We start from the raw sequence: 1,070 nt of genomic DNA on the forward strand, positions 1-1,070 counted from the left end.
AGCTCGAAGCCCTTGTTGATCTCGTCGAGGGTCAGGGTGTGGGTGATCATCGGGTCGATCTCGATCTTGCCCTGCATGTACCAGTCGACGATCTTCGGCACATCGGTGCGCCCGCGCGCGCCGCCAAACGCCGTGCCGCGCCAGGACCGCCCGGTGACGAGCTGGAACGGCCGCGTCGATATCTCCGCGCCCGCCGGCGCCACGCCGATGACGATGCTCTCGCCCCAGCCCTTGTGCGCGGCCTCCAGCGCGGTGCGCATCACGCCCACATTGCCGGTCGCGTCGAAGGTGTAATCCGCGCCGCCCCCGGTCAGCTCCACCAGATGCGCCACGAGATCGCCCTCGACCTCCTTGGGGTTGACGAAATCCGTCATCCCGAAATGCGTCGCCATCTCCACCTTGGAGGGGTTCAGGTCCACCCCCACGATCTGGTCCGCGCCCGCCAGCCGCAGCCCCTGGATCACGTTGAGCCCGATGCCGCCCAGCCCGAAGACGATCGCGCGCGAGCCGATCTCCACCTTCGCGGTGTTGATCACCGCGCCGATCCCCGTCGTCACGCCGCAGCCGATATAGCAGACCTTGTCGAAGGGCGCCTCGGGATGGATCTTCGCCAGCGCGATCTCCGGCACAACCGTGTGGTTGGCGAAGGTCGAACAGCCCATGTAGTGATGGAGCGGCGTGCCGTCGGGCATCGAGAACCGCGTCGTGCCGTCGGGCAGCAGCCCCTGGCCCTGGGTCGAGCGGATCGCCTGGCAGAGATTGGTCTTCGGGTGCAGGCAATACTCGCATTCGCGGCATTCCGGCGTGTAGAGCGGGATCACGTGGTCGCCCGGCTCCAGGCTTGTCACCCCCCGCCCGCATTCCAGCACCACCCCCGCGCCCTCATGGCCCAGGATCGCCGGAAAGATGCCCTCCGGGTCCGCACCCGAGCGCGTGAACTCGTCCGTGTGGCACAGCCCGGTGGCCTTGATCTCCACCAGAACCTCCCCCGCCTTCGGGCCCTCAAGCTCAACCTCCATCACCTCCAGAGGCTTCCCCGCCTCCAGCGCAACCGCAGCCCGCGTTCTCAT

At 67.7% G+C, this 1,070-nt stretch carries 1 protein-coding gene; it reads right to left on the bottom strand.

Annotated elements, in window-relative coordinates; translation table 11 throughout:
- Positions 1-1,070, bottom strand: a 1,070-nt coding sequence (locus DDZ14_RS19190) for an S-(hydroxymethyl)glutathione dehydrogenase/class III alcohol dehydrogenase (protein ID WP_109426574.1), incomplete at both ends; no start/stop codon positions are given.

Source organism: Maritimibacter sp. 55A14 (assembly GCF_003122205.1).
Classification (GTDB): domain Bacteria; phylum Pseudomonadota; class Alphaproteobacteria; order Rhodobacterales; family Rhodobacteraceae; genus QEYE01.